This is a genomic window from Streptomyces sp. NPDC001604 (assembly GCF_042893475.1).
In the GTDB taxonomy this organism is placed as follows: domain Bacteria; phylum Actinomycetota; class Actinomycetes; order Streptomycetales; family Streptomycetaceae; genus Streptomyces.
This window is the reverse complement of sequence record NZ_JBIAUY010000010.1, coordinates 235193-261549: the sequence shown is the minus strand read 5'-3', so window position 1 is coordinate 261549 and position 26357 is coordinate 235193. Positions and strand designations below refer to the sequence as shown.

The window sequence follows — 26357 nt, the reverse complement described above, 5'->3', positions numbered from 1 at the left end:
CCTTGCCCAGCCCGCTCGACCACGAGTTCGTCCGCGCGGTGGCGCTCGCCGCGGACGGGTCGGCCGCCCTGCTGGAGGCCGACCCGTCCGCGGAATTCATCGGGCCGCACCGCGCCCTGGCCCGGCGGGTGAAGACCCTGGTCGCGGCGTACCGCTCGCCGGAGTCGGCCCTGCACGGCAGCGAGCGGGCCGTTGCCGCCGCGCTGACCCACCTCCGTGCCCTGCGGTCCCTGCAGACGGCCTCCGGCCTCTTCGCGGGCGGCGACAACGTGCAGTCGCCGCCGGACTCCGCGTTCACCGTCAACGACGTGTGCGACGCGCACGTCCTCGCCGCGGGCGCGGGGCCGGAACTGGCCGAGGTCACGGCGGCGCTCGCCGAGATCGCCGGCGCCGCCACCGGCCCTCTCCTGACCGGCGGGGTGCACACCCCGAACCACCGCTGGGAGCTGTCCGCGGCGCTGGCCCGGCTGCACCGGTCGTTCCCGGACGACCGGCTGCTCGCCCGTGTCGAGGAGTGGCTCGCCGAGGGCGTCGACATCGACGCGGACGGCCTGTACTCGGAACGCAGCGCCGTCTACGCGTCCATCGTCACCAACCCGTCGCTGCTGTTGCTGGCCGAGGTGCTCGGGCGCAGCGACCTGCTGGACGCCGTCGAACGCAACCTCACCGCGACCCTGGACCTGATCAGGCCGGACGGCACGGTGGAGACCGTCCACTCGCGCCGCCAGGACCAGAAGCAATCGTTCGCGCTGTGGCCCTACCTGCCGCACTACCGGCTGCTCGCGATCCGCACCGGTCGGGGCGACTTCGCGCGCGCGGCCCGCCTGGCGGCCGCCGACGGCATCAACGACCCCGACCTGCTCGCCCAGACCCTGCTCACTCCGGATCTGTGCCGCGCCCTGCCGGCCCCGGACGCGGAGAAGCTCCCGCGCGACCGGTACCTCCCCACCGCACGCCTCGCCGCCCACGTCTCGGCCACCGCACACACCGCGGTGTACGGCGGCTCCGACGTGCCCGAACACCGGCGCATCCGCTCGGGCCTCGCCTGCAACCCCACCTTCCTGCGCCTGTTCGCCGGTGCCGCCGTCCTCGACGCGGTCCGCCTCTCGCGGGCGTTCTTCGACCTGGGCCCGTTCCGCGCCGCCGACATGGAACAGCTCGCCGACAACCGGTACCGGCTCACCCAGACCCTCACCACCGCCTACTACCAGCCGCTCCCGAAGGAGCACAGGCGCGACGACGGCGCCTACCGTCTCGTGGACGAGGGCCGCTTCTCCGCGGCGATGGCCTTCCCCGACCGCCCTCAGGACGAGGTCTCCCACACGACCCGCGTCGAGGTCGACCTGCGGGACGACGGGGCCGACCTGCGTATCGACATCAGCGGCCCATCGGTGCCCTGGGCGCTCGAACTGACCTTCCGGCCGGGCGGCGAGCCGCTGGGCGCCGTACCGCTCGGCGACGGACGCTGGTGCCTGACGACCGGGCCGATGACGTACCGGGTCGGCGACGACGAGATCCGGGTCGAGGCTGCCGTCGAGACGGGCGAACCGCTCGCCGGACCGGACCGGAGCGACGTACTGCGCTACGACCCGGGGCAGGACTACACCGTGGTCGGCGGCACCGACGCGACGACCGGGAACCGCGTCTACCTCGGCGGACACGGGCCGCAGACACTGACCCTCACTCTGCGCGCCACATCTCAGGCATGAAGGGCTGATCTCCTTGCACCTCCCACGCCAGCTCGGGCCGCTGCACGACCTGCCGGACACCCCGGAGGCATACGACGCCGTCCTCGCCGACGTCACCGAGCAGGCCCTCGCGCGCCTCACCCCCGAGGGCAACCTCGAACACCCCGACTGCGTCGACGACATCGGCGACACCTCCCTCGGCATCACCTCCCTGCTCGCCTTCGCCTGGCAGCGCACCAAGGACGACCGGCTGCCCGAGGCGGTCCGCCGCAGCCTCGCCTTCCACCTGCGCGAGCGGGTGTACACCGACGACAACCCCGGCTACCCGAACCTGACGGTGCGCAACTCCGGCCTGCCGTACGCCCGGTACACCCTCGCGGCGGGCGCCCACCCCATCGGCGACTGGCCGAGCACGGTGTGGGCGCTGCTCCAGACGGTCAACCTGCTGGACGCCGCGGACGGTCTGGTCGAGGACGCGCAGCGCGCCGAACTCCTCGACCTGGCCCGCGGATACTGGCGCTGGCTCACCGAGGCGACGTTCTTCAACCCGCAGGAGGCCGGCAACCAGGCGATCGGCTGTGTCGTCGGCGGCCTGATGCTCGCCCGCCATCTGCCCCCGGAGGACGGGCAGTCGGTCCGCTCCCGTGCGCTCGAGCTGTACGTCGAGAAGATCCGCACCCACCGGGTGGCGGACCGCGGCGCGCTGCTGCCGCCGGAGCACGGCGGGGCGTACGACAACAACTACGGCCCGATCTCCCTGTCCTTCCTCGCCCAGGCCCATCGTGTCAGCGGGGAGGAGATGTTCGCGGAGGACGGCGACGCGCTCGCCCGCTACATCGACGCCCGGCTGACGAACGGCGGCTTCGACAGCGGCGGCCCCCGCTACAGCGAGCAGCACTCCGCATTCGAATCGGTCCTGGGCCTGCGCTACTTCGGCCGCCGTATCGGTTCCGACCTGGGCCGCTACCGGGGCGACACCCGCTGGGCGCGGCACGCGGCGGGGCCCGACGGCGGCGTCGACGGGCACTTCGCCTGGATGCTCGTCTGGCAGATCCAGGACCCCACCCGCTGGCACCGCACGCCCTCGACCGAGCCCGTACGCCACCAACTGCGGGCGGGCACCGTCTCGGTGGCCTTCGACGACCGTATGACCCCGTCGGTCGTCGAGGCGGGCGGCACCTACTACCTGCCGGCGGCCGTGAACCGCCAGCACGGCTTCGGCCCGGTGCTGGACGGATTCGTCTTCTGCCGTCCCATGGGCGAGGTCCGGGTCAGGGACGTGCGCACCGGCGGTCTGGCGGCGAAGCTGGTCACCAAGCCGGTGGTCGGCCGCGACCACGTCCTGCGGCACGTGCGGTCCCTGTACGTCACCGACGGCACGAGCCTGTGGACCATGGTCGCCGTGGAACGCCTGCCCGGAAAGCCGTATCTGCTCGCGGGCCTGCCCTACGCGGCCGACGACGGCGACCGGGTGCGCCGCACGGCCGAGGGTGCGGTGGCGTCGGCGGGCACGCTCCGTCTGACCCATCCAGAGGCGCAGGGCGCGGAGCACTTCGACGCCCGCGCGGAACTCACCCAGGAACAGGCGGCGTTCGCGCTCGCCGCCGACCCGCGCGGCTACGGCAACCCCGACGACGGCTGGCGCCACCTGGTGAGCTCCACCGCCCTGGAGGCGGGCCCGGTCCCGGACGCACCGGACGACCTGCATGTGTTCGCCGTACGGTACGGATCCGCGGCTCCGCTCACGGTGTCCGTCGAGCGGGACGGGGACGGGCTGCACATCGGGACGTCCGCCTTCACCGCGGTCATCGGCGCCGACGACGAACGGGGGGAGCCGCAGCTGACGCTGAGCGCGGTCAGCTCTTGAGGGCGAGTTCACCCACCGGCACCACCAGGTCCGCCCGGTCGCGGGTCGCGGCGACCAGCTCCGCATTGCGCTGGTCGCTGCGCAGCACCCACTTCACCGCTTCCTCGTGCCTCTTGCCGAACTCCTCGTGCCGGGCGATCAGCCTGCGGAGCCGCTCTTCCTCGTCCAGTTCGCAGAACCACACCTCGTCGAGCCGGCTGCGCACGCGCGGCCAGGCCCCCGTCTCCAGCAGCAGGTAGTTGCCCTCGGTCACCACCAGCCGGGCCGTGGACGGCACGGCGACGGCGCCCGCGATGGGCTGCTCCAGCACCCGCTCGAAGCCGGGCGCGTACACCACGTCGGCCTCGTCGCTCTCGCGCAGGCGCCCCAGCAGTGCCGCGTACCCGGCCGCGTCGAAGGTGTCGGGTGCTCCCTTGCGGTCCCGGCGGCCCAGCCGTTCCAGCTCGACGTCGGCGAGGTGGAAACCGTCCATGGGGACGTGGGAGACCCAGGGCTCCCCGGTGCCGTTCAGCTCCCGTACGAGGTTCTCGGCGAGCGTCGTCTTGCCCGCGCCGGGGCTGCCGGTGATGCCCAGGAGCGCACGCCGCCCGGGGCGGACGAGGGTTCGGGCACGGGTGAGGAGGTCGTCGAAAGTCAGCGGCACACAGCAGAGTGTGTCACCCGGCCGGTGGCGATGATTTCCGGCCGGACGGGGAGTCGTATCCCCACAGGCCGACACAGGCCCGTACGGGAAGGGAGCGTGCCGTGCCCGACGACGAGGCGCAGATCCGCGCACTGATCACGAAGTGGGCCGAGGCCGTTCACCGGGGCGACCTCGACGGCGTCCTCGCGGACCACACCGAGGACATCGTGATGTACGACGTCCCGCCGCCGCACGAGGGCCTGCACGGCCTCGCCGCCTACCGCGCGACCTGGCCGCCGTTCTTCGAGTGGCAGGCGCAGGGCGCCTGCTTCGACATCGAGTCCCTGGACGTAACGGCTGGCACCGGCGTCGCCTACGCGCACGCGCTGCTGCGCTGCGGCACACCCGAGGAGCTGGCCGAACGCCCCACCCTCCGGCTGCGGTTGACGCTCGGCCTGCGCAAGGAGGGCGGCCGCTGGCTGGTGGCACACGAGCACCACTCGTTCCCGTACGACTGACGGGTGTGGCGTGCGCCACAAGCTGGATGTCCCCCAACGGGGAACCGGACCCGTATGACGCAGCTCGGTCTCCCCGAAGACATCCAGGCCTGCCTCTTCGACCTCGACGGGGTCGTGACCCGGACGGCCGTCGTGCACGCCGCCGCCTGGAAGGAGACCTTCGACGCGTTCCTGCGCGCGCGGGACGGAGGGCAGTTCCGGCCCTTCGACGCCACGACCGACTACGACGAGTACGTCGACGGGCGCCCCCGCGCCGACGGCGTGCGCACCTTCCTCGCCTCCCGGGGCATCGAACTGCCCGAGGGATCCCCCGACGACCCGCCCGACAAGGCGACCGTCCACGGGCTCGGCAACCGCAAGAACGTCCTGCTCCTGGAGCGGATCCGCACCCAGGGCGTCGAGGCCTACGAGGGCACCCTGCGCTACATCGAGGCCGTACGAGCCCAGGGTCTGCGCACCGCGATCGTCTCCTCCAGTGCCAACACCCGTGACGTGCTGCGCTCGATCCACGCCGAGGACCTCTTCGAGGTCCGCATCGACGGTGTCGTGGCGGCCGAGCGCAAACTGCCCGGCAAGCCGCACCCCGACACCTTCCTCGAGGCCGCCCGGGACCTCGGGATCGAGCCGTCGCGAGCGGCCGTCTTCGAGGACGCCCTCGCCGGCATGGACGCCGGCAGGTCCGGCCACTTCGGATACGTCGTCGGCGTCGACCGCGTGGGACAGACCGACGCGTTGTACGCACACGGCGCGGACGTGGTCGTGAAGGACCTCGCCGAGCTGGGAGGCCGGGCGTGATCACCCACCGGTCGTACACCGTCGAACCCTGGGCCGTGCGCGAGACGGAGCTGGGCCTCGACGTCCTGGCGCAGAGCGAGTCGGTCTTCGCGCTGTCCAACGGTCACGTCGGCTGGCGCGGCAACCTCGACGAGGGTGAACCGCACGGCCTGCCCGGCTCCTACCTCGGAGGCGTCCACGAACTGCACCCGCTGCCCTACGCGGAGGCCGGCTACGGCTACCCGGAGTCCGGCCAGACCGTCATCAACGTCACCAACGGCAAGATCCTGCGCCTGCTGGTCGACGACGAGCCCTTCGACCTGCGCTACGGCCGCGTCGTCTCCCACGAGCGCACCCTCGACCTGCGCAGGGGAGTGCTGGAGCGGGTCTGCGAGTGGGTCTCGCCGGCCGGTACGACGATCCGCGTGCGCTCGACCCGGCTCGTCTCGCTCTCCCAGCGGGCGATCGCCGCCGTGGCCTACGAGGTGGAGGCCGTCGGCTCGCGCACGCGTGTGGTCGTCCAGTCGGAACTCGTCGCCAACGAGCAACTGCCCGAGCGCAAGGGCGACCCGCGGGCGGCCATGGCCCTGCAGTCGCCCCTGGAGGCGGAGGAGGCCTTCGCCGAGGGATCCCGGCTGCGTCTCGTGCACCGCACCCGGCGCACCGGCCAGCGCGTCGCCGTGGGGGCCGACCACGTCGTGACCGGCCCGGACGCGACCACCACCGGCAGCGAGAGCAACGAGGACGTCGCCCGCCTCACCGTCACCTCCGTCCTCGAACCGCGCGAGCGGCTGCGCGTGGAGAAGCTCGTCGCCCACGGCTGGTCCGCCACCCGCTCCAAACCGGCGATGAGCGACCAGGTCGATGCTGCCCTCGCGGCCGCCGCGGTCGGCGGCTGGGCGGGCCTCGTGGAGGAACAGCGCGCGTATCTCGACGACTTCTGGGCGCGCGCCGACGTCGAGGTCGACGGCGACGAGGAGATCCAGCAGGCCGTCCGCTTCGCCCTCTTCCATGTCCTCCAGGCCGGCGCCCGCGCCGAACAGCGCGCGATCCCCGCCAAGGGCCTGACCGGCTCCGGCTACGACGGCCACGCCTTCTGGGACACCGAGGCCTTCGTGCTGCCCCTGCTCACCTACACCGCGCCCGAGGCCGTGGCGGAGGCGCTGCGCTGGCGGTACAGCACCCTGCCCGCCGCCCGGGAACGCGCGGCCCAGCTCGGCCTGAACGGCGCCGCGTTCCCCTGGCGCACCATCGAGGGCTCGGAAGGCTCGGCGTACTGGCCGGCGGGAACCGCCGCCTTCCACGTGAACGCCGCCGTCGCCGACGCCGTCGTGCGGTACACGGCGGCGAGCGGGGACGAGCAGTTCGAGCGGGACGCCGGGATCGAGCTGCTGGTGGAGACGGCCAGGCTGTGGCGCTCGCTGGGGCATCACGACCACGAGGGCGCCTTCCACATCGACGGCGTCACCGGCCCCGACGAGTACAGCGCGGTCGCCGACGACAACACGTACACCAACCTCATGGCGCGCGCGAACCTGCTGGCGGCCGCGGACGCCTGCAAGCGGTACCCGGAGCGGGCCGCGCGGCTGGGTGTCGACGACGAGGAGAGCGCGGCCTGGCGGGACGCCGCCGAGGCCATGCACATCCCGTACAACCACGAACTCGGCGTGCACGAGCAGCACGCCGGCTTCACCCGCTACCAGCGCTGGGACTTCGACCGCACCCGGCCGGACCAGTACCCGCTGATGCTGCACTTCCCCTATTTCGACCTCTACCGCAAACAGGTCGTCAAACAGGCCGACCTGGTGCTCGCGATGTACACCTGCGGCAGCCACTTCGACGACGAGCACATAGCCCGCAACTTCGCCTACTACGAGCCCCTCACCGTCCGGGACTCCTCGCTGTCGGCGAGCGTCCAGGCCGTGATCGCCGCCCAGGCCGGCCATCTGGACCTCGCCTACGCCTATACGGCCGAGTCGGCGCTGATGGATCTGGCGGACCTGCAGCACAACACGCGCGACGGGTTGCACATCGCGTCCCTCGCCGGCACCTGGACGGCCCTGGTGGCCGGTTTCGGGGGACTGCGCCGCGACGGCGACACGCTGCGCTTCGCCCCGCGGCTGCCCGAGAGGTTCAGCCGCCTGGCCTTCTCCCTCCAGCTCCTCGGCCGCCGCCTGCGCGTGGAGGTCGGCCCCGACAAGGCCACGTACACCCTGCTGTCCGGGCCGCCCCTGACCATCCGCCACCACGAAACCCCCGTGGCCCTGCACGACGACGGCCCCGTCGTCCGAGCAACCCCCCAACTCCCGTCCCGCCCGGCCCCGCAACAGCCACCGCACCGCAGCCCGCGCTAGGACGTCGGCGTCCGGCCGCACGCCGGGCGGCAGGTGGTCGCCGCGGCGATGGCGCTCGGACCGGCCGGACACGCCGTCGTCCGGTACGCGCTCCTGGCACCCCGTCGACAGGGCCGCCGCCACCCGTCGCGCCTGGACCGCCACCGACCGACACCGGCGGCAACGACGCCAACTCCACGGCGGAGGCCGGCCGGCGGACCGCCGGCGCGTCCGCGTCGCCGCCTTCGCAGAAACGGGCGGCGCCCCCGCCCGCGTACGCCAGGCACGATGCACGTGCCCGTGGCCCCGGCGGTCTCCGCGGAACCGGGACGGGCGTTTCCCGGGCCTCCGGTTCAGGTAGGAGTCCGATGTCCGGCCGACGAGAAGGGGGAGTGGCATGACAGCGAGCGACACCGGCGGCCAGTTGGGGGAGGAGTTCTTCACTCCGGGAAGCGCGTCCTTCACCGAGTTCCTGGCCGCCCACCGCCCCGAACTGCTGCCCACCCGGCCGCCCTTCCCCGACGGCGTCCGCGCCGAGCCCGGCCGGTTCCCGCACGGCACCACCGTGCTGGCCCTCGCCTACCGCGACGGTGTGCTGATCGCCGGCGACCGCCGCGCCACGATGGGCAACCTCATCGCACAGCGCGACCTGGAGAAGGTGCACCCCGCGGACGACTACACGGCCGTGGCCTTCGCCGGCTCCGTCGGACTCGCCCTGGACATGGTGAAGCTGTACCAGGTCGAGCTGACGCACTTCGAGAAGATCGAGGGCATCCCGATGACCCTCAACGCCAAGGCGAGGCGCCTGGCCGGCATGATCCGGCAGAACCTCGGCCAGGCCATGCAGGGCCTCGCCGTCGTACCGCTCCTGACCGGCTACGACGAGGCGGCCCCGGACGGCGAGAAGGGCCGCATCTTCAGCTTCGACGTCGCCGGCGGCCTGTACGAGAAGACGGACTTCCACGCCGAGGGCTCCGGATCGCCGTACGCCCGGGGCGCGCTCAAGAAGCTGTTCCGCAAGGGCATGGACCGGCGGGAGGCGGCCCTGGCCGCCCTGCAGGCGCTCTACGACGCGGCCGACGACGACTCCGCGACCGGCGGCCCGGACATCAACCGCCGTATCTTCCCCATCGTTTCGGTGATCACCGAGGAGGGCTTCGAGCGGCTGTCGGAGCCCGAGACGGAGGCGTTGAGCCGAGAGATGGTCGAGCAGCGCCGCAGCCGGCCGGACGGGCCGACTGCCACTCCCTGAGCGGCGGTCCCGCCTTTTCTCCTCCATGGCGAAGAGCTGCCCCGCCCTTTACTGCACATGAGTTGCAAGTACGTGATGATGGCGCATGTGACCGCCGCTCCAGACACCGCACCACCTCTCGCCCCGGACGCCGCCAAGGCCTCCGCCCGGCACCGTGTCCGTACCTCGATGACACGGGAGGAGTGGACCAGGATCGGCGGGATGGCCGCCTTCGTCCTCGCCCTGCACCTCATCGGCTGGTTCACGCTCGTCGGGATCGTCGCACCCGAGCACTACAGCGTCGGCAAGCAGTCCTTCGGTGTCGGCATCGGCGTCACCGCCTACACGCTCGGCATGCGGCACGCCTTCGACGCGGACCACATCGCCGCGATCGACAACACCACCCGGAAGCTGATGGGCGAGGGGCAGCGGCCCCTGTCGGTCGGCTTCTGGTTCTCGCTCGGGCACTCCAGCGTCGTCTTCGGCCTGGCGCTGCTGCTCTCCTTCGGCGTCAAGGCCGTGGCCGGACCGGTCCGCGACGACGACTCCCGGCTCCACGACATCACCGGCCTCATCGGCACGACCGTCTCCGGGACCTTCCTCTACCTCATCGCGATCATCAACCTGGTGATCATGGCGGGGATCTGGAAGGTGTTCCGCCGGATGCGCTCCGGCGACTTCGACGAGGCGGCCCTGGAGGAGCAGCTGGACAACCGCGGCTTCATGAACCGCCTGCTGGGCCGCGTGATGAAGTCGGTCACCAAGCCCTGGCACATGTACCCGCTCGGCCTGCTCTTCGGCCTCGGCTTCGACACCGCCACCGAGATCGCCCTGCTCGTGCTGGCCGGCTCCGGCGCCGCCTCGGGACTTCCCTGGTACGCGATCCTGTGCCTGCCCGTGCTGTTCGCCGCGGGCATGTCGCTCCTGGACACCATCGACGGCTCGTTCATGAACTTCGCCTACGACTGGGCGTTCTCCAAACCGGTCCGCAAGGTCTACTACAACCTCACCATCACCGGCCTCTCGGTCGCCGTCGCCCTGCTCATCGGCACGGTCGAACTCCTCGGCCTGCTCGCCGAGAAGCTCCATCTGCACGGCGCGTTCTGGGACTGGATCGCCGGCCTCGACCTCAACACCGTGGGCTTCGCCATCGTCGGCCTGTTCCTCGCCACCTGGATCGTGGCGCTGCTGGTGTGGAAGCTGGGCCGCATCGAGGAGAAGTGGACGGCGGGCCTGTCCCGGCCCGCAAAGCAGCCCGCCGACTAGACCCACCGTCCCGTCAGACCCTCAGCCCCGCAGTTTCAGCTCCTTGCGCCACCTCACGAACTGCTGGTCCGGATCTCCCGTGTAGGACCAGGGGGTTCGTGTGGCCCGGCGGCCCAGCATCCGCATCAGGGTGGCGGCGACGTCCGGGACGCGTGCGTTGCAGGCGGCGTGTGCCAGGTAGTTGAGGTCGCGCAGTTCACCGGGGGCGATGCCGTTGTCCGTGCGGTCCATGATCCAGCGCTGCCAGGTGCGGCGTACGTCGCTGACCGCGCCGTCGTGGTTCCAGTGCTGCCCGAGTCCCACCGCGGACTGGCTGCCCTGCGCCGCGTCCAGGGCATAGCGGTACTCCTCCACACGCGCGTACTGCACCAGAACCGGCAGTGCGCAGCCCGTGGGTGCCACTCCGGCCGCGTCACGGGCGAAGTCGTACATGAGGCCGTGGCTGCCGTGCCAGCGTGCCGAGTAGTAGTGCAGGACCTGCAGGTGGCCCTCCACGCTGTACGGGTCGCGCTGGTGCAACTCGTCCCACCAGCGCGACAGTTCCTGCCGGCGCACCCCCGAGGAGTACAACCGGGCCACCGAGATCAGGGAGATCCACGGGGTCGGATCGTCCAGGTACGCCTCCGCAGCCTGCAGACACGCCGTCACCGCGGTGTCGATGCGCTGATGGTCGATCGGCACGCCCCGGCCCGCCGCGATCGCCAGGTTGAACGCACGGGCCGTCTCCGTCGCCGCCCGCAGCACCAGCGCGTCACCGCTGTGGGGCTCGGCCGCCAGCCACGACTCCACGGTCGAACTGCCCGCGCAGGCCTGCGCGAGCATCCGGACGCGGTGACCGCGCGCGAGCCAGTCCGGGCCGGTGTCCCGCAGCAGGTCCCTGAGGCCCTGCCAGCGGCCGATGACGATGTCGTGGCGTGCGTTGGTCAGGGGTGCGTCCCCGCAGTCGGGGTCGTAGTCGGGAGTGAATCGGTCTCTCGCCATCGGGGTCTGCCTCAGAAGTCGGTGGAGAGACCTTCGTGGACACGGGAGTTTGTGGTGGACAGTTCGTCGGGGACGTACTCCGCCTCGACGGTGCGGCTGGCGTCCAGGCGGGCGGGCCGGTAGTAGTCGCTGCCCTGCCGCCAGTACCAGAACATGGGCACCAGCCCGACGGCGAGCCCGCCGATGCCGATCGCGATCGCCGCGGTGTCGAGCGAGCTCAGCGACTCGGCGAAGATCCAGAACATGAACAGGGCGCCGAACAGCGGCCACAGCCCGCCGAGCAGGAAGTTGGCGGGCGACTTCAGCAGCATCCTGCGGTACGCCACGACCACCGCGAGGCCCGCGAGGCCGTAGTACACGGCGATCTGCAGCCCGATCGCCGAGATCGCGTCGGAGAGGATCTCGCCCACCGAGCCGAGCGCGTTGGAGGCGATGAACATCGCCAGCGCCACCGCGCCGACCACCGTGATCGCCACCCACGGGGTGTTCCAGGTGCGGTGCACCCGGCCGAGCGCGGAGGGCATCGTACGGTCACGGCCCATCGCGAACAGCGAGCGCGTGACCTGGATGAGGGTGGTCTCCAGAGTGGCGATGGTGGACAGCATCACCGCCACGATCAGCAGCTTGCCGCCCCAGCCCGGCCAGATCTCCGCACCGAGCGCCCCCAGCACGTTCGCGTCGTTCGCCTCGATCTGCTTCGAGGTCAGGATGACGTTCACCGCGATGGTGAACACCTCGAAGAGCAGGAAGACGATGCCCACCCCGATCAGCCCGGCGAGTCCCGTCGTACGGCGGCTGTTGCGGGTCTCCTCACTCAGGTTGCTGGTGACGTCCCAGCCCCAGTAGTAGAAGGCGGCGACGAGTGCGCCCGAGGCGAAGCCCGACACCCCGTCGAAGTGGGAGAAGCCGAGCCAGGACCAGTCGAAGGCGCGGGCGTTGCCGGTGTGGAAGAGGGCGAGCACCGCGAACAGGGCCAGTATCGCCAGCTCGACGCCGGACATGACGAGCTGGGCCCGGACCGTGAGCCGGGCGCCGCCGAGCACCACGAGCAGCATGATGATGAACCAGGCCGCGCCGACCACCGTCGACAGCGCGGTGTTGTCGGCGAGGCCCTCGTCGAACAGGGCCAGCGTCATCGAACCTGCGGGCAGCGAGCCGGCCACCATGAAGATGGTCGCCGAGATGACCAGCGCCCAGCCGCTGATGAACCCGAGAAAGGGATGCAGGGTGCGCCCCACCCAGGAGTAGCTGGCGCCCGCGTTCACGTCGATACGGCCGAGATAGCTGAACGCCAGCGCGATGCCCAGCATGGGTATCGCGCAGTACAGCAGCGCGGCCGGGCTGGCCAGGCCCACCGCGCCGACGAGGACTGCGGTGGTCGCGGCGATCGAGTACGCCGGGGCGCTGCCCGCGACGGCCATCACCACGGTGTCGAACGTACCGAGGGCGTTGGCCTGCAGCCCTCTGCCCCTGCTGTTGCTCATGGTTGCGCTGCTTTCCGTCTTGCACGACGCGAGGGCGACCCGCCCCGACGGCGTAGGGGGAGGTGGGGGGTGGTGAACCCGCCCCGGATCCCCGAGGGTTGGCCTCGGAGCAGATCAAGGGCAGCGAATGGACAAAGGGGTGGTGGAGAGCGCACGGCTGCCTGCGTTGTCGTTCGGTCACACCGTGTGTGCGAGTGATGATAGCCCTACTCCTTGACCTTTCAAGATTGACCAAGAAGTAACCTCCTGCGCCGCCGGGGACTGCCGTGGTTGGACGGCGCACAACGGGAAACGCGGATCGGGACACCGTACAGAGAACGACCCGCCGCAGCGCGCGAGGGAGGCACTCATGGGCAGCGAACGCACGAGCCCCGAACCGATGGCCGACGACGCCTACCAGCCCACCGGGACGAACGAGGAGCAGGAGGACGCGGCGCCGCTCGATCTGCAGGACGCCGTCGACGAACGCACCTACGACGACACCCTCGACGAGGGCTACTCGCCACCGGAGAAGCCGCTCGGCGTCACCAAACACGGCACGACGGCCGCCGAGCAGCACAGCGGCGAGAGCCTCGACGAACGGCTCGCCGAGGAGGTCCCCGACGCGGCCGTGCCCGCCGGTGACGAGGTCGGCGACCTCCCCGGGGGCGAGGGCGAACCCGTCGACCCCGAGGCCGGCACGGTGCGTGCGGGCCGCCTGGTCGCTCCGGACGAGGGCGCCCACCCCGACACGACCAAGGAGACGATCGCCGACGACGTGGGCATCGACGGCGGAGCCGCCGGCGCCGAGGAGGCCGCCGTCCACGTCGTCGAGGACGAGACGCAGCTTCCCGACGCCGAGCAGGGCCGCTGACGCCGGCCCCTCAGCCGCCGATCCGGTCGATCTGCCGCAGCTTGTTGGTGGCGTCGAGGGCGGCGACCTTGTAGGACTCCGCCAGCGTCGGGTAGTTGAAGACGGCGTCGACCAGATAGTCGACGGTGCCACCGCAGCCCATCACCGACTGGCCGATGTGGATGAGCTCGGTGGCACCGGTGCCGAAGCAGTGCACCCCGAGCAGCGTGCGGTCCTCGGGCGAGACCAGCAGCTTCAGCATGCCGTGCGAGTCGCCGATGATCTGGCCGCGGGCCAGTTCACGGTAGCGGGAGATGCCGACCTCGAACGGCACGCAGTCCTCGGTGAGCTGGTCCTCGGTCCGGCCGACGAAGCTGATCTCCGGGATGGTGTAGATGCCGATGGGCTGCAGGTTGTGCATCTGGCCGACCGGCTCGCCGCAGGCGTGGTAGGCGGCCGCCCGCCCCTGCTCCATCGACGTCGCGGCCAGCGCGGGGAAGCCGATGACGTCGCCGACGGCGTAGATGTGCGGCACCTCGGTGCGGTAGTGCTCGTCGACGGTGATCCGCCCGCGCTTGTCCGCGGACAGTCCGGCCTTGTCCAGGGCGAGTTCGTCGGTCAGGCCCTGCCGGCCCGCCGAGTACATCACGGCGTCGGCCGGTATCTTCTTGCCGCTCTCCAGAATGGTCAGCGTGCCCCGCGGATGCCGCTCCACGGCGGCGACGGTCTCGCCGAAGCGGAACGTCACGGCGAGGTCCCGCAGGTGGTACTTGAGCGACTCGATGACCTCGACGTCGCACATGTCGAGCATCCCGGCACGCTTCTCGACGACCGTCACCTTGCTGCCGAGCGCGGCGAACATGGAGGCGTACTCCATGCCGATGACCCCCGCGCCGACGATGACCATGGAGCGCGGCACACGTTCCAGCGCCAGCACGTTGTCGGAGTCCATGATCGTACGGCCGTCGAACTCGACACTGTCCGGCCGGGCCGGCCGGGTACCGGTGGCGATGACGATGTGCTCCGCGCTGAGCAGCCGTTCATGACCGGTCACCTCGCGCAGCGCGATGGTGTGCGGGTCGACGAAACTGCCGGTGCCGGCGAAGAGGGAGACGTGGTTGCGGGAGAGCTGACTGCGGATGACGTCGACCTCCCGGCCGACCACGTGCTGGGTGCGCGAGGTCAGGTCGGAGACGGTGATGTCCTCCTTCAGCCGGTAGCTCTGCCCGTACAGATCCCGCTGGGTGAGACCGGTCAGATACAGCACCGCCTCGCGCAGGGTCTTGGAGGGGATGGTGCCGGTATGGATGGAGACCCCGCCGACCATGTCGGGGCGGTCGACGACGGCGACCCGGCGGCCGAGCTTGGCCGCGGCGATGGCGGCCTTCTGGCCACCCGGACCGGATCCGATGACAAGCATGTCGAAGTCGGGCACCTTCCGGAGTCTGTCAGCCCCGGGCCCCGCTTCGAAAGACTGAACGGACAACAACCGCCCAGGAAATGACGGGGCGCAAGCCCCGCACGCGGCACGGGGCTGCATCGATATGCGGCTCCGCCGCGTGGGCGCGCCCGCCACGATGAAGCCGCAGCCGGCCGACGGCATGTCGCAGCACCCCCGTCGCGGCCCGACCCGGCGGAGCGATAATGCGAGGCATGGGCCACCGACTCGCCGACGCGAGCACCCCCGCCCGGCTGGCCGCCCCCGACGAGGGCATCGGCCGGGACGAACTGGCGCTCGCCACCCGCAACCACGGCCTCCCGCTCGAGGCACTGCGCTACGACGTCACCCCGCCGGGCCTGCACTACCTGCTCACGCACTACGACATCCCCTACGTCCCCGACGACACGCCCTGGCCGTTGAACGTCGGAGGCCGGGTCCGCCGTCCGCTGCAGCTGGACCTGGCCGAACTGCGCGCCCTCCCTCAGGTCACCACGCGCGTGACCATGGAGTGCGCGGGCAACGGCCGGGCCCTGCTGACGCCCCGTCCGGTCAGCCAGCCCTGGCTCGTCGAGGCGGTCGGCACCGCCGAGTGGACGGGCGTACCGCTGCGGCTGCTGCTCGCCGAGGCCGGCCTGGCACCGGACGCCGTCGACGTGGTCTTCACCGGCGCCGACCACGGCGTGGAACGCGGCGTCGAACAGGACTACCAGCGCTCCCTGCCGGTGGACGTGGCCACGGGAACCGAGCCCGAGGTACTTGTGGCGTACGCGATGAACGGCGCCCCGCTGCTGCCCCAGCACGGCCGCCCGCTGCGCCTGATCGTGCCCGGCTGGTACGGCATGGCCCAGGTGAAGTGGCTGCGCGAGATCACCGTCACCGACGCCCCGTTCACCGGTTTCCAGCAGGCCGTGGCCTACCGGCTCCGGCAGGACCCCACCGACGAGGGCCGGCCGGTCACCCGCATCGAGCCGCGCGCCCTGCTGATCCCGCCCGGCTTCCCGGACTTCATGTCCCGCTCCCGCGTGGTGCGGCCCGGGCCGGTGACCCTGGAGGGCCGCGCCTGGTCGGGGCGGGCACCGCTCGTACGGGCCGAGGTGAGCACCGACGACGGGCGCACCTGGCACGAGGCCGAACTGGAACCCGACGGCGGCCGCCGGTGGGCGTGGCGCCGCTGGCACCTCGACTGGACGGCGACCCCCGGCGAGCATGTGCTGAGCGCGCGGGCCACCGACGCCGATGGACATACCCAGCCGTTGGAGCAGCACTGGAACCGCGGCGGCTTCACCAACAACCTCGTGCAGCGGGTGCCGGTGCTGTGCCTGGAGCCCGGCGAGGCGGACTGAACCGCGCCGGTTACGGCAGGAGCTTTTCCATGGCGGCGGACCCTTCCGTCTCCAGCTTGCGCCGGGCCCATTCGAGGTTGTGGGGGGTGATGTCCCTGCCCGTTGCGAGGACGAGGTCCTCCGGGGACACCTCGGTTCCGGTACGGGTGTGGAGCAGGTCGTCCGGGGTGACGCGGTCCTCGGACGGCCTGGACGCGTCGGGCTGCAACGTCGGCATGATCTCTGCTCCCTCGGGTCAGGATCGCTACTGCTAACACCATTCATCGCGGGAGCGCTGCGTGCATCCGGAAGCGCACACAAGTGCCACGAGATGCCGGAGTGACAGCACGGGCGTCTAATGAGAGGCGTGTCACCTGCCCGTACCGACAAGGGGGGCGCGGGGGCCGTCAGCGGAGGGGCTCTGCGACGGCTGGGGGAGTGGTGCGCCAGGCACTTCGTGATCGTCATCCTGGCCTGGCTGGTGGCGCTCGTGGCGCTGCAGACCCTCAACCGTTCCTTCGGCGGGGAGTACTCCGACAACTTCTCCCTGCCGGGCGTGCAGTCCCAGCAGGGCCTGGACGTCCTGAAGAAGCACGACCCCGCGGCGGGCGGCTACAGCAGCCAGATCGTCCTGCACGACGGACAGAAGTCCCTCACCGCGCTGAGCTCGCAGATGTCCACCACGATCGGCGACGTGCAGAAACTGCCGCACGTCCTGTCGGCCCAGAACCCGCTGTCCGCCCCGGCCTCCAAGGTCGGCCCCCTCGCCTCCGACGGAAAGACCGCCTACATCACCGTCCGCTTCGACGTCCAGCCCTCCACCCTGGGCGACAACTACCTGAGCGGCGTGGACAAGGCGGTGCAGCCGCTGCGCTCGGCAGGCGCCCAGGTCGAGTACGGCGGACCGCTCGGCGAACTGGGCCGGCCGGCCCCCGACGACCGAGTGAGCGAACTGATCGGCTTCGCCGTCGCGATCGTCGTCCTGCTGATCGGCTTCGGCAGCGTGATCGCCGCCGGTCTCCCGCTGTTCACGGCACTGGTCAGCGCCGTCGGCGGACTCGCGATCCTCGGGCTGCTCGCGGCGGCGTTCACGTTCGCGACCGTCTCGCCCACCCTTGCGACCATGATCGGCCTCGGTGTCGGCATCGACTACGCCCTGTTCCAGATCACCCGGCACCGCCAGAACCTCATGAACGGAGCCCAGCCGGTCCATGCCGCGGGGCACGCCACCGCCACCAGCGGGCGGGCCGTGCTCGTCTCCGGTTGCACGGTGATCATCGCGCTCGCGGGCCTGTACGCGTCCGGGGTGAGCTTCATCGGGAAACTGGGTCTGGCCGCCGCCACCACGGTCGTTTCGGCGGTCATCGGGGCGCTGACGCTGCTCCCGGCCATGCTCGGCCTGATCGGCAGACGCATCGACCGCTACCACGTACGGCGACCCGTCGCCGAGACCGACGCCGAGCCCGGAGCCGAGCCGACCGGCACATGGCACCGCTACGCCCAACGTGTGGAGCGCAGACCCTGGCAGTTCCTGGCGGCGGGCATCACGACCGTCGTCGTCCTCGCCATCCCGCTGTTCTCCATCCAGCTCGGCCACATCGGAGACGGCGCCGACCCCACCTCCTTCACCGACCGCCGCGCCTACGACCTGATGACGAACGCGTTCGGCCCCGGCTCCAACGGCCCGCTCACCGTCGTCATCGACCAGACGTCCGTTCCGTCCTCGCAGCGTTCGGCCCTGTCCTCCCAGGCACAGAAGACCCTGAACGCGGTGGCGGGCGCCTCCACCGTCACCCCCCTGACCCCCACCAAGGACGGGGACGTCCTGGTCGGCACGGTCTACTCGAAGCAGTCCCCGCAGAGCGCCACCACCACGGACCTGACCAACCGGCTGGTCCACACCACCCTCCCGGACGCGGTCTCCGGCACCTCCGCCAAGGGGTACGTCACCGGAACGACGGCGGCCCAGGTCGACTTCCGTGACATCGTCGCCGGCCGGCTGCCCCTGATCATCGGCGTCGTGGTCGGCCTCGCGTTCCTGATCATCCTGGCGGTCTTCCGTGGCCTGCTCGTCGCGGTCAAGGCGGCCGTCCTCAACGTGCTGTCGATCGGTGCCTCGTACGGCGTGGTGGTGGCCGTCTTCCAGTGGGGCTGGGGCGGGCCCGCGCTCGGCGTGCACGGCAAGGTGCCCATCGAGAGCTATGTGCCGATGATGATGTTCGCGATCATCTTCGGTCTGAGCATGGACTACGAGATCTTCCTGCTCTCCCGCGTCCACGAGGCCTGGCTGCGCACCGGCGACGCCAAGGCCTCGGTCGCCCACGCGCTGGAGATCACCGCCCGGGTCATCACCTGCGCCGCCCTGATCATGGTGAGCGTCTTCGCGGCCTTCATCGTCAGCGACAACATCGTGGTCAAGATGCTCGGTCTGGGGCTCGCGGTGAGCGTGCTGATCGACGCGACCGTCGTACGGCTGCTGATGGTTCCGGCCGTGATGACGCTGCTGGGGCCGCACGCCTGGTGGACGCCCCGCTGGCTGGACCGGATCATGCCGCACATCGACGCCGAGGGCGACCAGACGGCAGGCTCCGCGTCCGACGTCAGCCGCCGTCCGGTGACGCGGGCGTGAGGACGAGCATCGTCACGTCGTCGTCGACGCCCGGGCAGTACCGCACGAGATCCGCCCACACCCGGTCCGCGAGTACGGCCGGATCGTCGTCGGCCAGCGCGGACAGCCGGTCGGTCAGCGGGTAGAAGGTGCCGGAGGGGTCGCGGGCCTCGCTCACGCCGTCCGAGGCCAGGAACAGGCTGTGGCCGGGCTCCAGCCGCAACGTGAGACCGGCGTGCGGACCGTCGTCGGACAGCCCGAGACCGAGCGGCGTCCACGCGGCGAGCTCGATCTCGGTGGCCTGCCGGCCGCGCAGCAGCAGGGGCGCCGGATGCCCGCAGGACACCATCCGCACCGACCGGCCGTCGGGCGAGAACTCCAGCAGTACGGCGGTCGCGAACAGCTCGGCGTACCGGGACGACGCCGAGTCCAGCTCCAGCCTGCGGTCGAGCCGGGCGGCGACCGACTCCAGGTCCGGCTGGTCCAGCACCGCCTCCCGGAAGGCCCCCAGCAGGGAGGCGACCGTGGAGACCGCCGCCAGCCCGTGCCCCTGGACGTCGCCCATCACCGCCCGCACCCCGTGCGGTCCCTCGCGTACGTCGAAGAAGTCCCCGCCCACCAGCGTGCCGCGCTGAGCGGCCCGGTACAGGCCCACGCAGCGGACCGGGCCGACCCGCTCGGGCAGCGGGGGGACGACGGCGCGCTGCGCGGCCTCCGCGATGGTGCGCTCCAGATCCAGCTGGGCGTCGCGGCGGCTGCGCACATAGGACACGAACACGCTCAGCACGGCGACGAAGGAGATGGTCAACAGGTCCGTGTTGCCCGGGTGGTTGAGCCGGAAGGCCGGGATGTTGAGCACGGCGACGACGGCACCGCCGAGGAGCGCGGTCGCCAGCGGCCCGTACGAGAGCACGGCGAGCGGTGGGATGGCGCCCAGCAGGAAACCGATGTCGAGGGGTTCGTGGCTGGCCAGGGTGGCCGCGCAGACGCCCGCGATCAGGGCGAGCGGGAGCATCCGCACCAGCCGGGGCGGTGGCGCGCCCCGCAGCCAGCCCCGCCGGTCGTGGTCCTGCCGGCGCGCTGACAGGAGGTGCACCTTTCCCACAGCTCCACGCTCCTACGGCGGGACGCGGCCCGCACGCCGGGCCCGTTGTCAGTGCCGGGTGGCATGCTGATCAATGGCGTGATCGGCGGCTGGCAAGGGGGAGGCGGCATGGGGTTCCTGGGCGAGGTCTGGCGGGTGCGCAGCGGCGAGGCACCGGTCGGCGAGATCCTGATCGACGACGCCGACTTTCCATGGCTGTCCGGCCGTTTCACCGCCGGGCCGGCCTTCGAATCGGTCCGGGATCTGTTCGCCCGGGAACTCGCTCTGATGGACCAGGACGACGAGGAGCACTGGCAGGAGTGGGAAGCGGCCTACGACGAGATCACCAGACGGGTGTCCCTGTCGTCGCCGGACGGACCCGTTCCCGAGTTCCTGCTGCACATCGAGGGCGACCGGGCCTGGTTCCGCTGGAACGACGAACCGTTCGAGCATGCGTAGCGGCGCGGAGGCGCCCGGCGTGCGGGTGGTGCTGATCGGGGGCACGTCGAACGTGGGCAAGTCGACGGTCGCACGGGCGGTGGCGGAGCGTCTCGGGTTCGAGTACCGGTCGACGGACCTGCTGGCCCGTCACCCCGGGCGGCCCTGGAGAACCCCGGAGCGGGAGGTGCCCGCGCATGTCGCCGAGCACTATGCCTCGCTGACGGTGGACGAACTGATCACGTCCGTCCTCGCCCACTACGAGCGGCTGTGGCCCCGCATCCGCACACTGATCGCGACCCATGCGGCCCAGAACGGGGCCGGCGCGGGCCTTGTCCTGGAGGGCTCGGCGCTGTGGCCCGTCCGCGTCGCCGGACTGGACGTACCGCACACGGGCGCGGTGTGGCTGACGGCCGACGAAGCGGTGCTGCGCGCCCGGGTGCACGCGGGCGGCCGTTACGAGACGGCGACGGACGAGGAGCGGGCACTGATGGACCGCTTCCTCGCCCGCACGGAGCGCTATCAGAACCTCATGGTGGAGGCCCTCGACGAACTGAGCCTCGACCGCATCGACGCCGGATCCGGTCGGACCGTTCCTACGCTGGTCGACTCGGTCCTCGCCACCGTGGCGAAGCAGACCGCACCGGGCAGACCGTGACGCCACCTCGGCACTTTCCGACAGGCCTCGGCCTCGCGTCGATGCCGGAGCCGGGCGGACCGTCCCGGCGCTGATCGACTCGGTCCTCGCCGTGGCCGCACAGGCCGCGGCGGAGGGCCGTGAAGCCGCGTCAGCCAGTGGCGGCGTCCAGCAGGGCCTGGGCCTCGACCAGGACCTCGGTGACCCGCCGGCCGAACTCGGCGTCGCATGCGTGCGGGCGCCCGGTGCGGGCGGCGGCGAGGAGTGCGTCTGCGGCGTGTCCGAGCGCGGCGACGGCCCCCTCGGCGCTCTGCGGGAGCACCGACACCCCTGCCGTGCCCCGGAGTTCGGCGGTGGCGCCCGCCGCCGCGGACGGGGCCGACAGGCTGAGCGTGAGGGTGCTCGAGGCGCCGCCGGCATGGTCGAGGACCAGATGGACCGTGTCGCCGGGACCGGGTGCCGCGGCCACCACACGCCGGGCGTCACCGAGGATCGGCAGCAGCACGGACAGGGCATGCGGGCCCACGTCCCACAGCGCGCCCTTCTCCCGCCGCCACGGCGAGTTGGCGAACGGGCTGTCGCTGTCACCGCCGAACAGTGCCCCCAGCCACAGAGCGTGTGCCGTGAACCAGCCCCCCACCCCTGTCTGTTCGGTGATCCACGCCTCGGTCTCGGGCAGGAAGCGGCTGGTGAAGAAGACGACCGAGGCGACGCCGGCCTCCTGGACGGCGTCGACCACGGCCTGCCCCTGCGCGACCGTGGTGGCGAGCGGCTTGTCCAGCAGCAGATGGCACCCCGCACGAGCCGCCCGCACCGCGAGCTCCGCCTGCACGGACGGCGGCAGGGCGACCGCGACCGCGTCCACGTCGGCGAACAGAGCGTCGACGTCGTCGTAGGCGCGCGTGCCGAACCGGTCGGCGAGCTGCTTGGCGGCCTCCGTACGGCGGCCCCACACCCCGACGAACTCCAGTTCCGCGTGCTCGTGCAGGGCGGGGGCGTGCGCCATCTCCGCCCAGGGGCCGGTACCGAGAAGTCCTATCCGCATGGCGCCGCCTCTCCGCTGGGTCGCCCGTTGCGGCGACTGGTCGCCAGCGAGCGTCGCACACCGACCGGCCGACTGCGCAAGCAGATGGTGCGGAGGCGGCGATTCAGTGGTGCGGCTGCTGAATGCGTTCTCTTTCCTCTATTGGACCTGTGGCCCGTGGGCGGGTCAGGCTGGAATGCGTTGCGGCTTCCCGCACCCCATGTGCGGTGGGCCGAACGTCATTCGGTACAGCGCGACAACCGGAAGAGGGCACGAGCACATGCAGACCCGCCGCATCGGTGACGTCGAAGTCAGTGCGATCGGCCTGGGCGGGATGCCCATGTCGATCGAGGGACGGCCGGACGAGGCCCGCTCCCTCGCCACGATCCACGCCGCCCTCGACGCCGGCGTGACCCTGATCGACACCGCGGACGCCTACCACCGGGACGCCCACGAGGTCGGCCACAACGAGACCCTGATCGCCAAGGCCCTCTCCTCCCACGACCGCGGCCGGGACGTCCTGGTCGCCACCAAGGGCGGCCATCTGCGCCCCGGTGACGGCAGCTGGACCCTCGACGGCAGCCCCCGCCACCTCAAGGAGGCCTGCGAGGCGTCCCTGCGCCGGCTCGGCGTGGAGGCCATCGGGCTCTACCAGTTCCACCGCCCCGACCCGAGGGTGCCGTACGCCGAGTCCGTCGGTGCGATCCGCGACCTGCTGGACGAGGGCAAGATCCGGCTGGCGGGCATCTCCAACGCCGACCCCGACCAGATCAGGCAGGCGAACGACATCCTCGGCGGCCGGCTGGTCTCCGTGCAGAACCAGTTCTCCCCGGCCTTCCGCTCCAGCGAGCCGGAACTCGAACTGTGCGACGAACTCGGCATCGCCTTCCTGCCCTGGAGCCCGCTCGGCGGCATCTCCCGGGCCCGTGAACTGGGCTCCGCCTACGCGCCGTTCGCGCGGATCGCCGAGGCCCGCGGGGTCAGCCCGCAGCGCGTGTGCCTGGCCTGGATGCTCGCCAAGTCGCCGGTGGTGGTGCCCATCCCCGGCTCCAGCCGCCCGGAGACCATCCTCGACTCCGTCGCCGCGACCGAACTCACCCTCGACGCCGAGGAACTCGCGCAGCTCGACGCCGTCTGACCCGGTCCGCACCTCGGGTACCTGTTCCGCGCCGACCGCCGCCACCTGATTGCGGCGGTCGGCGTGTTCTGCTGCCCGGGGTTTGGACATCGGGATCGGCGAGCGCGGCGCCCGGCTGTCAGGTGGTCGGCGACAGCGCCTCGCGATCGCCCTGTACCGCGACCAGGTGCTGGGCGCCGACCGGATCGTGCTGATGGGCGACGGCCGCCTCCTGCAGACGGGGACGTACGAGGAACTCCTGCGCGGCAGCGGCGCCCACACGCAGCTCCACGGCGGACAGGTCGCCTGAGCCGCCGTGCGCGCCCCGCGGCCGTCTCCTCAGGCGGCGCTGCTGCGGCGCATGCCGTGCGGGCAGGTCGAGTCGTGGTGGATGCCGAGGCTCGTCCACCACCGTTCGCAGCACGCGGCGTCCAGCTCACCGCGCACGATCTCGTCGGTGGCCGTGCGCGCGGGGTGGCGTGCCACGACCGCGGCCCTGCGCAGGTCGCGGATCAGGGTCTCGCGGACGACGGCGATGACCGGGACCAGGCTCGCCGCGGCGAACAGACATGCGGCCCACCGGGGACCGTGGAGGAATTCGAGGACCGTGGTCCAGGCGAGTTCGGCGCTGGTGGTGAGGTAGAGGGTGCAGAGGAGGCGGCCGGAGCGGTTCATGAGCTTCACCGTTCGTGCTGAGGGGGTTACCCTCTGTTCAACGCCTCGCAGCGCGCTGGGAATCGGGTCGCACAGCGGTTTTGCGTCAATTGAGGCCCGGGGCGCGGAAGATGCGATTGGTCCGGGCCTGACCGGGAAGACGAGGCGCAACCAAAGAGAGGGGCACTTCGTGCTCGTTGCGGACCCGAAGGTCGTCAGAACGTTGCTCACCAGATACGCGTCGCTGCGCATCGCGCAGGCGGAGCGTGAGAAGCCGCAGGTCGCACAGGAGTTGGCCGACGTCAGCCGCGCCCTGTGCGCCACCATGGGAGCCGCGAGCGTCGAGGACGCGATCGCGAAGGCGGACGCCCTGCTCATCGCCTCGCGAGGGGCCGCAGGCGGGGACGGCGGCCTGTCGCTGGCCGTCTGACGCGACGACAGCTTCGGATGACGTACATCCGGACAGCCACAACCGCCGTGTCGGCGTCAAGTGCTCCTGGAGAATTCACACCCCGGTATCCCGGGGCGCATACACTCGACAGCCGTGCCCATGCGCATGGGCCACCACACGAAAGGCGCGTCGGTGTTCCAGGATTCCCCGATCTACGACCGACTCGTCGCCGAGCGCGGCGACGTCCCCACTCAGGCTCGCCGGGAGGCCGAGCGCGTGAGCCGGGAACTGGAGTACGCCATGCGGCCGCTGCAGTCCTTCGGCTCCGTACCCGCCGCCCCCGAGCGTCACTCCTCCCCGGGGGCCGGTTGGCAGCGGACCGCGCTGCTGCCCGGCTCGCTGCCCCACTGACCGCCGCCCTCAACACACCGTGGTGCTTGAGCCGTTGACGCGTGTCTGCGGCTCCGGCCCGGGATGGGCCAGCCACTCCGCTATGGTCCGGGCGATCGGCAGACCCGTCTCCACCTCGACGAAGCCGAACTGTCCCGACTGATTGCACTCCAGGAACCACCAGGTCCCGTCGGCGTCCTCGGCGAAGTCGAAGGCTCCGTAGGCCAGTTCGGCCTCATGCAGATAAGAGCGGACGGCGTCGGCGATGCGCGGCGGGACGTCGGTCGCACGCCACGGGATGTCGGCCGAGGCGAAGCGTACGTCCACCGCACCGGGATCGTCCGGATCCGTACCGTCGGCAGTGGCCTTGCGGGCCGCCAGCAGCCGCTCGCCCACCACGGTCAGCCGGATGTCGGCCCGCTTGCCCACCCGCCGCTGCAGCAGCGTCGGCCCGAACGCCACGGCGGAGAAGTCCGTGTCCGGCGCCACCCTGCTGGTCGGCACCGCCCGGGGCGGATCCTGCGGATGCGCCCCGGAGACCGGCTTGACCACCAGGTCCGGATACCGGTCGGCGAACTCCCGGGCCGCCTGCGGAAACGTCGTGATCAACGTGGCCGGCACAGGCAGTCCGCAGTGTTGGGCGAGCCGCAGCTGCCACGGCTTGTGCCGCGCCCTGCGAGCCGCGTCGGGATGGTTCATCCAGCGGGCGTCCGAGCCCCGCAGCATGCCGTACAGCGCCTGGGCGGACTCCTCGGTCAGCCAGGCGGAGGGCTGGGCCGCCCGCGCGGCCGCCTCCCCGGGCCTGCGCACCCAGACCGACCGCAGCCCGGCGATGCTCACCAGGCGGCCCGCGGACTGGAGGTGGCCGCGGAAGCGGCCGTGCACGTACTCACCGGACAAGGCGACACCGCCGGGCAGGTCGGCGGGGTCCAGGCGGACCACCGGGACCCCGGACGCGTTCAGGTGCACGACCACCATGTCGGCGGTCACGTCCTCTTCACAGGTCAGGATCAGCACGGTCATAGTGGGCGGTTCCGCGTTCAGTCGTCGAAGTGCGTCTTGGAACCCGCGGTGGACGTGGTGGTCCCCAACTCCCTGAGCAGCGCGAGGTCACCGGCGGCGACCCGGCCGTCCATGAGCACGTTCAACTGCAGCCCGGAGTCGTAGACGTACGGAGTCGTGGCTTCCAACTCCACCGCCGGACGTGCGTAGTTGAGCGCGAACGGTTGCATCGTGTCTCCCTCGTCAGTGCAGCACCGACCCGGCGGTCCGCTCCCCGCGGCGCCACCCGGTCCGCCGACTGCATTGCCCTTCCAGTCACTTATACGAATCGAACGAGTGATTGGTTTCCTTACTCTGCGTAGTCACAGGGAGGATTCGTGACGATTCGGCCCGTCCAGGGGGCCGCGCAGGCTGCGCAGAGCGAGGAGAAGGACGCCGATGTCGTCCAGGTAGACAGGGTCGGGCAGCAGGTCGGTCGGCAGCAGGAAGTACAGGACAGCACCCCAGAAGACCCAGCGCCGGCCGGTCGGAAGCCCGGCACGCATCAGGTCGCGCCGTGTCCGCACCAGCCGCACCAGCAGGGCGACGGCCACGGCGAGGGCGAGCGCCGCGAGGGCAACGGCGACCACGATCACCGTTGTGGTCCATTTCAC

26 protein-coding genes and 1 pseudogene are annotated in these 26357 nt (G+C 71.4%); 16 read left to right on the top strand and 11 right to left on the bottom strand.

Features of this window, described 5'->3' with window-relative positions; translation table 11 throughout:
• The first annotated feature begins 2 nt into the window (after window positions 1-2).
• Window positions 3-1709, top strand: a complete 1707-nt coding sequence (locus tag ACFY1E_RS27075; protein ID WP_389080132.1) for a hypothetical protein — start codon at window positions 3-5, stop codon at window positions 1707-1709.
• 13 nt (window positions 1710-1722) lie between these two features.
• Window positions 1723-3555, top strand: a complete 1833-nt coding sequence (locus ACFY1E_RS27070; protein ID WP_389080131.1) for a hypothetical protein — start codon at window positions 1723-1725, stop codon at window positions 3553-3555.
• Here ACFY1E_RS27070 and ACFY1E_RS27065 read toward each other — a convergent pair.
• Window positions 3545-4198: a nucleoside/nucleotide kinase family protein gene (locus ACFY1E_RS27065; protein ID WP_389080129.1), complete on the bottom strand. Its 654-nt coding sequence runs from the start codon at window positions 4196-4198 to the stop codon at window positions 3545-3547. The two genes, ACFY1E_RS27070 and ACFY1E_RS27065, sit on opposite strands and share 11 nt — an antisense overlap.
• Window positions 4199-4299: 101 nt before the next feature.
• On the opposite strand from ACFY1E_RS27065, the gene ACFY1E_RS27060 reads away from it, so the two are divergent.
• From ACFY1E_RS27060 to ACFY1E_RS27040, 5 genes are all read left to right on the top strand, one after another.
• Complete coding sequence (locus ACFY1E_RS27060) at window positions 4300-4695, top strand: YybH family protein (protein WP_389080128.1); 396 nt, start codon at window positions 4300-4302, stop codon at window positions 4693-4695.
• Window positions 4696-4749: 54 nt separating this feature from the next.
• Entirely contained in the window at window positions 4750-5490 is a 741-nt protein-coding gene (locus ACFY1E_RS27055) for an HAD family hydrolase (RefSeq protein WP_389080126.1), read from the top strand.
• Window positions 5487-7823, top strand: coding sequence for a glycoside hydrolase family 65 protein (locus tag ACFY1E_RS27050; RefSeq protein WP_389080125.1), 2337 nt, complete (start codon window positions 5487-5489; stop codon window positions 7821-7823). Before ACFY1E_RS27055 ends, ACFY1E_RS27050 begins: the two co-directional genes overlap by 4 nt.
• A gap of 376 nt (window positions 7824-8199) precedes the next feature.
• Window positions 8200-9054, top strand: a complete 855-nt coding sequence (prcB, locus tag ACFY1E_RS27045; protein ID WP_389080123.1) for a proteasome subunit beta — start codon at window positions 8200-8202, stop codon at window positions 9052-9054.
• Between the two features lie 87 nt (window positions 9055-9141).
• Window positions 9142-10299: a HoxN/HupN/NixA family nickel/cobalt transporter gene (locus ACFY1E_RS27040; RefSeq protein WP_389080122.1), complete on the top strand. Its 1158-nt coding sequence runs from the start codon at window positions 9142-9144 to the stop codon at window positions 10297-10299.
• Between the two features lie 21 nt (window positions 10300-10320).
• Here ACFY1E_RS27040 and ACFY1E_RS27035 read toward each other — a convergent pair whose 3' ends face one another.
• Entirely contained in the window at window positions 10321-11280 is a 960-nt protein-coding gene (locus ACFY1E_RS27035) for a hypothetical protein (RefSeq protein WP_389080120.1), read from the bottom strand.
• 11 nt (window positions 11281-11291) lie between these two features.
• Window positions 11292-12764 carry an APC family permease gene (locus tag ACFY1E_RS27030; RefSeq protein WP_389080119.1) on the bottom strand — a complete coding sequence of 491 codons (1473 nt, stop codon included), beginning with the start codon at window positions 12762-12764 and terminating at the stop codon, window positions 11292-11294.
• A 349-nt stretch (window positions 12765-13113) separates the two neighbouring features.
• Between ACFY1E_RS27030 and ACFY1E_RS27025 the strand changes: the two genes are divergently transcribed.
• Window positions 13114-13617 carry a DUF5709 domain-containing protein gene (locus ACFY1E_RS27025; RefSeq protein ID WP_389080117.1) on the top strand — a complete coding sequence of 168 codons (504 nt, stop codon included), beginning with the start codon at window positions 13114-13116 and terminating at the stop codon, window positions 13615-13617.
• 10 nt (window positions 13618-13627) lie between these two features.
• On the opposite strand, the gene sthA is transcribed toward ACFY1E_RS27025, so the two are convergent.
• Window positions 13628-15031 carry a Si-specific NAD(P)(+) transhydrogenase gene (gene sthA / locus ACFY1E_RS27020; RefSeq protein WP_389080116.1) on the bottom strand — a complete coding sequence of 468 codons (1404 nt, stop codon included), beginning with the start codon at window positions 15029-15031 and terminating at the stop codon, window positions 13628-13630.
• Between the two features lie 218 nt (window positions 15032-15249).
• Here sthA and ACFY1E_RS27015 point away from each other — a divergent pair, with 218 nt between their 5' ends.
• Window positions 15250-16380: a sulfite oxidase gene (locus ACFY1E_RS27015; protein ID WP_389080114.1), complete on the top strand. Its 1131-nt coding sequence runs from the start codon at window positions 15250-15252 to the stop codon at window positions 16378-16380.
• A 10-nt stretch (window positions 16381-16390) separates the two neighbouring features.
• Here ACFY1E_RS27015 and ACFY1E_RS27010 read toward each other — a convergent pair whose 3' ends face one another.
• Window positions 16391-16597: a hypothetical protein gene (locus tag ACFY1E_RS27010; protein WP_389080113.1), complete on the bottom strand. Its 207-nt coding sequence runs from the start codon at window positions 16595-16597 to the stop codon at window positions 16391-16393.
• A 129-nt stretch (window positions 16598-16726) separates the two neighbouring features.
• Between ACFY1E_RS27010 and ACFY1E_RS27005 the strand changes: the two genes are divergently transcribed.
• Window positions 16727-18988, top strand: coding sequence for an MMPL family transporter (locus ACFY1E_RS27005; RefSeq protein WP_389080111.1), 2262 nt, complete (start codon window positions 16727-16729; stop codon window positions 18986-18988).
• Here ACFY1E_RS27005 and ACFY1E_RS27000 read toward each other — a convergent pair.
• Window positions 18960-19982, bottom strand: coding sequence for a PP2C family protein-serine/threonine phosphatase (locus ACFY1E_RS27000; protein ID WP_389080196.1), 1023 nt, complete (start codon window positions 19980-19982; stop codon window positions 18960-18962). The genes ACFY1E_RS27005 and ACFY1E_RS27000 overlap by 29 nt on opposite strands.
• 198 nt (window positions 19983-20180) lie before the next feature.
• Here ACFY1E_RS27000 and ACFY1E_RS26995 point away from each other — a divergent pair, with 198 nt between their 5' ends.
• Together ACFY1E_RS26995 and ACFY1E_RS26990 are read left to right on the top strand one after the other, a co-directional pair.
• Window positions 20181-20510 carry a hypothetical protein gene (locus tag ACFY1E_RS26995; RefSeq protein ID WP_389080195.1) on the top strand — a complete coding sequence of 110 codons (330 nt, stop codon included), beginning with the start codon at window positions 20181-20183 and terminating at the stop codon, window positions 20508-20510.
• Window positions 20503-21147 (top strand): AAA family ATPase, encoded by a 645-nt coding sequence (locus tag ACFY1E_RS26990; RefSeq protein ID WP_389080110.1) that lies wholly within the window; start codon window positions 20503-20505, stop codon window positions 21145-21147. The genes ACFY1E_RS26995 and ACFY1E_RS26990 overlap by 8 nt, the downstream gene beginning before the upstream one ends.
• Window positions 21148-21277: 130 nt before the next feature.
• On the opposite strand, the gene ACFY1E_RS26985 is transcribed toward ACFY1E_RS26990, so the two are convergent.
• On the bottom strand, window positions 21278-22171 hold the full coding sequence (locus ACFY1E_RS26985; RefSeq protein WP_389080108.1) for a Gfo/Idh/MocA family protein: 894 nt from the start codon (window positions 22169-22171) through the stop codon (window positions 21278-21280).
• 259 nt (window positions 22172-22430) lie between these two features.
• Between ACFY1E_RS26985 and ACFY1E_RS26980 the strand changes: the two genes are divergently transcribed.
• Together ACFY1E_RS26980 and ACFY1E_RS26975 are read left to right on the top strand one after the other, a co-directional pair.
• On the top strand, window positions 22431-23288 hold the full coding sequence (locus ACFY1E_RS26980; protein ID WP_389080107.1) for an aldo/keto reductase: 858 nt from the start codon (window positions 22431-22433) through the stop codon (window positions 23286-23288).
• 76 nt (window positions 23289-23364) lie between these two features.
• Window positions 23365-23577 (top strand): annotated as a pseudogene (locus tag ACFY1E_RS26975) (ABC transporter ATP-binding protein); the annotation flags it as partial.
• 29 nt (window positions 23578-23606) lie between these two features.
• Here the strand turns inward: ACFY1E_RS26975 and ACFY1E_RS26970 are convergent.
• Window positions 23607-23942 carry a hypothetical protein gene (locus tag ACFY1E_RS26970; RefSeq protein ID WP_351482556.1) on the bottom strand — a complete coding sequence of 112 codons (336 nt, stop codon included), beginning with the start codon at window positions 23940-23942 and terminating at the stop codon, window positions 23607-23609.
• A 169-nt stretch (window positions 23943-24111) separates the two neighbouring features.
• Here ACFY1E_RS26970 and ACFY1E_RS26965 point away from each other — a divergent pair, with 169 nt between their 5' ends.
• Entirely contained in the window at window positions 24112-24351 is a 240-nt protein-coding gene (locus ACFY1E_RS26965) for a DUF5133 domain-containing protein (RefSeq protein WP_389080105.1), read from the top strand.
• A gap of 153 nt (window positions 24352-24504) precedes the next feature.
• Window positions 24505-24723, top strand: a complete 219-nt coding sequence (locus ACFY1E_RS26960; RefSeq protein ID WP_115911561.1) for a hypothetical protein — start codon at window positions 24505-24507, stop codon at window positions 24721-24723.
• Between the two features lie 9 nt (window positions 24724-24732).
• On the opposite strand, the gene tgmB is transcribed toward ACFY1E_RS26960, so the two are convergent.
• The 3 genes from tgmB to ACFY1E_RS26945 form a co-directional block, all read right to left on the bottom strand.
• Complete coding sequence (gene tgmB / locus ACFY1E_RS26955) at window positions 24733-25725, bottom strand: ATP-grasp ribosomal peptide maturase (protein ID WP_389080104.1); 993 nt, start codon at window positions 25723-25725, stop codon at window positions 24733-24735.
• 17 nt (window positions 25726-25742) lie between these two features.
• On the bottom strand, window positions 25743-25934 hold the full coding sequence (tgmA, locus tag ACFY1E_RS26950) for a putative ATP-grasp-modified RiPP (protein WP_099933570.1): 192 nt from the start codon (window positions 25932-25934) through the stop codon (window positions 25743-25745).
• Window positions 25935-26066: 132 nt separating this feature from the next.
• The gene (locus tag ACFY1E_RS26945; protein WP_389080102.1) at window positions 26067-26357 is read right to left on the bottom strand and encodes a YkvA family protein; all 291 of its coding nucleotides are present in this window, start codon (window positions 26355-26357) and stop codon (window positions 26067-26069) included.

What these genes read in the sequence shown, in the direction of transcription:
- ACFY1E_RS27055 (WP_389080126.1), top strand. Translation starts at nt 4,750, where the DNA reads ATGACGCAGCTCGGTCTCCCCGAAGACATCCAGGCCTGCCTCTTCGAC.
- prcB (WP_389080123.1), top strand. Translation starts at nt 8,200, where the DNA reads ATGACAGCGAGCGACACCGGCGGCCAGTTGGGGGAGGAGTTCTTCACT.
- ACFY1E_RS27035 (WP_389080120.1), bottom strand. Translation starts at nt 11,280, where the DNA reads ATGGCGAGAGACCGATTCACTCCCGACTACGACCCCGACTGCGGGGAC.
- ACFY1E_RS27030 (WP_389080119.1), bottom strand. Translation starts at nt 12,764, where the DNA reads ATGAGCAACAGCAGGGGCAGAGGGCTGCAGGCCAACGCCCTCGGTACG.
- ACFY1E_RS27025 (WP_389080117.1), top strand. Translation starts at nt 13,114, where the DNA reads ATGGGCAGCGAACGCACGAGCCCCGAACCGATGGCCGACGACGCCTAC.
- ACFY1E_RS27015 (WP_389080114.1), top strand. Translation starts at nt 15,250, where the DNA reads ATGGGCCACCGACTCGCCGACGCGAGCACCCCCGCCCGGCTGGCCGCC.
- ACFY1E_RS27010 (WP_389080113.1), bottom strand. Translation starts at nt 16,597, where the DNA reads ATGCCGACGTTGCAGCCCGACGCGTCCAGGCCGTCCGAGGACCGCGTC.
- ACFY1E_RS27000 (WP_389080196.1), bottom strand. Translation starts at nt 19,982, where the DNA reads ATGCTCCCGCTCGCCCTGATCGCGGGCGTCTGCGCGGCCACCCTGGCC.
- ACFY1E_RS26995 (WP_389080195.1), top strand. Translation starts at nt 20,181, where the DNA reads ATGGGGTTCCTGGGCGAGGTCTGGCGGGTGCGCAGCGGCGAGGCACCG.
- ACFY1E_RS26990 (WP_389080110.1), top strand. Translation starts at nt 20,503, where the DNA reads ATGCGTAGCGGCGCGGAGGCGCCCGGCGTGCGGGTGGTGCTGATCGGG.
- ACFY1E_RS26985 (WP_389080108.1), bottom strand. Translation starts at nt 22,171, where the DNA reads ATGCGGATAGGACTTCTCGGTACCGGCCCCTGGGCGGAGATGGCGCAC.
- ACFY1E_RS26980 (WP_389080107.1), top strand. Translation starts at nt 22,431, where the DNA reads ATGCAGACCCGCCGCATCGGTGACGTCGAAGTCAGTGCGATCGGCCTG.
- ACFY1E_RS26970 (WP_351482556.1), bottom strand. Translation starts at nt 23,942, where the DNA reads ATGAACCGCTCCGGCCGCCTCCTCTGCACCCTCTACCTCACCACCAGC.
- tgmB (WP_389080104.1), bottom strand. Translation starts at nt 25,725, where the DNA reads ATGACCGTGCTGATCCTGACCTGTGAAGAGGACGTGACCGCCGACATG.
- tgmA (WP_099933570.1), bottom strand. Translation starts at nt 25,934, where the DNA reads ATGCAACCGTTCGCGCTCAACTACGCACGTCCGGCGGTGGAGTTGGAA.